2 protein-coding genes are annotated in these 2,896 nt (G+C 74.4%); both read right to left on the reverse strand.

Going from position 1 to position 2,896, the window contains the following annotated elements:
• On the reverse strand, nucleotides 1-1,883 hold a 1,883-nt coding region (locus ACWCPW_RS51785), incomplete at its 3' end, for a type I polyketide synthase (RefSeq protein ID WP_449768649.1).
• A gap of 68 nt (nucleotides 1,884-1,951) precedes the next feature.
• A partial coding sequence (locus tag ACWCPW_RS51790) for a KR domain-containing protein (RefSeq protein WP_449768650.1) occupies nucleotides 1,952-2,896 on the reverse strand: 945 nt, incomplete at its 5' end.

Below are 2,896 nucleotides of genomic sequence, written 5' to 3' on the forward strand. Positions count from 1 at the left end.
TCCGACACCACCGCATCGAAAGCCCCCGCGAACACCGGGAAAACTCCGTACAGCTCACGCCCCATCCCAACCCGCTGACTCCCCTGCCCACTGAAGAGCAGCGCCAGCCGAGCATCCGGGCGGACCGCCCCCGCGAGCGCGGCGTGGCCCACGTGGGCGCCCGCTCGCCCGACCCCCGTCACCACGTCGGCGTCGGGAGCGCCGTCGGCCAAGGAGGCGAGTCCGGCGAGGAGTTCGGTGCGGTCCGCGCCGAGGACGGCGGCGCGGACGTCGAGCGCCGAGCGGGTCGCGGCGAGCGAGTAGGCGAGGTCGAGCGGGTCGAGGTCGGGGTGCGCCCGCACGTGATCCAGCAGGCGCCGGGCCTGGGCACGCAGTCCCGCTTCGGAGCGGGCGGAGACGAGCCAGGGAATGCGGCCCTGGGCGGGCGCGGGTTCGGGCGTTGCCACCGGCGTCGCGCCGTCGTCTTCGGTTCCGGGCGACCCTTCGGTCGGTGCGGCCTGCTCGATGACGACGTGCGCGTTGGTCCCGCTGATTCCGAACGAGGACACGGCGGCCCGACGCGGCCGGCCCGTCTCCGGCCACGCACGCGCCTGGGTCAACAACTCCACCGCACCCACCGACCAGTCCACATGCGGCGTCGGCACATCCACATGCAGCGTCCTGGGCAACACGCCGTGCCGCATCGCCATCACCATCTTGATCACCCCCGCCACCCCCGCGGCGGCGACCGAGTGGCCCAGGTTGGACTTGAGGGCGCCCAGCCACAGCGGCTGCGCCGGGTCCCGATCGCGCCCATAGGTGGCCAGGAGCGCCCGCGCCTCGATCGGGTCGCCGAGCGCGGTGCCGGTGCCGTGCGCCTCCACCGCGTCCACCTGATCCGCCGTCAGTCGGGCGTTCTCCAGCGCCTGCCGGATCACCCGCTGCTGCGCGGGGCCGCTGGGGGCGGTCATTCCGCTGCTGCCGCCGTCCTGGTTGACCGCGCTGCCGCGCACGACGGCGAGCACCTGGTGACCGTTGCGCCGCGCGTCGCTCAACCGCTCCAGCAGCAGCACGCCCACGCCCTCGGACCAGCCGGTGCCGTCGGCCGCGGCCGCGAACGCCTTGCAGCGGCCGTCCGGCGCGAGGCCGCGCTGCCGGCTGAACTCGACGAACAGGGACGGGTCCGACAACACCGTCACGCCCGCGGCCAGCGCGAAGGAACACTCGTCCTGCCGCAGCGCCTGCGCGGCCAGGTGCAGCGCGACCAGCGAGGACGAGCAGGCCGTGTCCACGGTCACCGCCGGGCCCTCGAACCCGTACGTGTAGGAGAGGCGACCGGACAGCACACTGGCGACGTTCCCGGTCAGCACGTACCCCTCGACGGCCTGCGGCACATCGTTCGGATTCTCGATGTAGCGGAGCGCGGAGGCCCCGACGAAGACCCCGGTACGGCTGCCCCTCAGCGCCACCGGGTCGATCCCGGCCCGCTCGAACGCCTCCCACGACGTCTCCAGCAACAGGCGCTGCTGCGGGTCCATCGCCAGCGCCTCGCGCGGGGAGATACCGAAGAACTCCGCGTCGAAGTCGCCCGCGTCGTGCAGGAAGCCGCCCTGGCGGACGTAGCTCTTGCCGCTCGCGTTCGGGTTCGGGTCGTAGAGCCCCTCGACGTCCCACCCCCGGTCGGTCGGGAAGTCGGAGACGACGTCGGCACCGGCCGCGACCAGCCGCCACAGGTCCTCGGGCGAGCGGACCCCGCCGGCAAAGCGGCAGGACATCGCCACGACGGCGATCGGCTCCCGGCCGCGCGCCTCGACGGCGGCCAGACGCCGCCTGGTCTGGCGGAGTTCCTCGGCCACGCGCTTGAGGTAGTCGCGGAGTCTCTGCTCGGTGTCGCCGGCGTTCATCGTCCACGCTCTCCAGAGGTCGGGGGTCCGGATCGGTCGGCGGCCGACGAGTACGGCCGGCCGCTGGGTCAGTCGAGCCCCAACTCCTTGTCGAGCAGGGTGAACATCTCGTCGTCGGTCACGGCGTCGAAGCCGCCCGGCCGCTCGCCGCCGGCCGCGTCGGTGTCGATATCGGCATCGCCGCCGGGTGGCGCCCCGTTCGGCGTCTCCTCGAACCGCCACAGCAGCGCCCGGAGCCGGCGCGTCACCGCGGCCCGCTCGTCGCCCGTGTCCGCGAGCGCGCCGGCGAGCGCCGCCTCGAGGCGGTCGATCTCGCCGAGCAGCGGCGCCGTCGGGGCGGGCTCCCGCACCGGGCCCAGCCCTTCGTCGAGGTATCGGGCGAGTGCCTGCGGGGTCGGGCAGTCGAAGATCACCGTCGTGGGCAGCCGCAGCCCGGTGGCGACGCCGAGCCGATTGCGCAGTTCGACCGCGGTCAGCGAGTCGAAGCCGGAGTCCAGGAAGCCGCGTTCGGAGGAGATCGCGTCCATCGAGGCGTGCCCGAGGACCACGGCGCAGTGCCGGCGGACGAGGTCGACCAGGATGCGCTCCCGCTCCGCCTCGGAGCGCCCCGCCAGTTGCCCGGTGAGCGCCGGCTCGGCGGCTGCCGCGGACGCGGCGGCCCGCCGCAGCGGGGCACGCACCAACGCGCGCAGGGGTGTCGGCAGGGCACCGGACTCGGCCGCCTTGCGCAGCGCGCCGAGGTCGAACCGGACGGCGGCCGGGCTCGCCTGGGCGGTGTTCAGCGCCGCGTCGAGCAGCCCGAGGCCCTGTTCGGTGGTCATCGCGACGATGCCGGAGCGGCGCATGCGGGCCAGGTCCGGTCGGCCGAGCTGCCCGGTCATGCCGCTCGCTTCGCCCCACAGTCCCCAGGCCACGGAGGTGCCGGGGAGGCCGGCGGCCTGTCTGTGGGCCGCGAGCGCGTCCAGGAAGGCGTTGGCGGCGGCGTAGTTGGCCTGTGCCGCACTGCCCAGGAC

The sequence above is a fragment of the Embleya sp. NPDC001921 genome, from assembly GCF_053594475.1.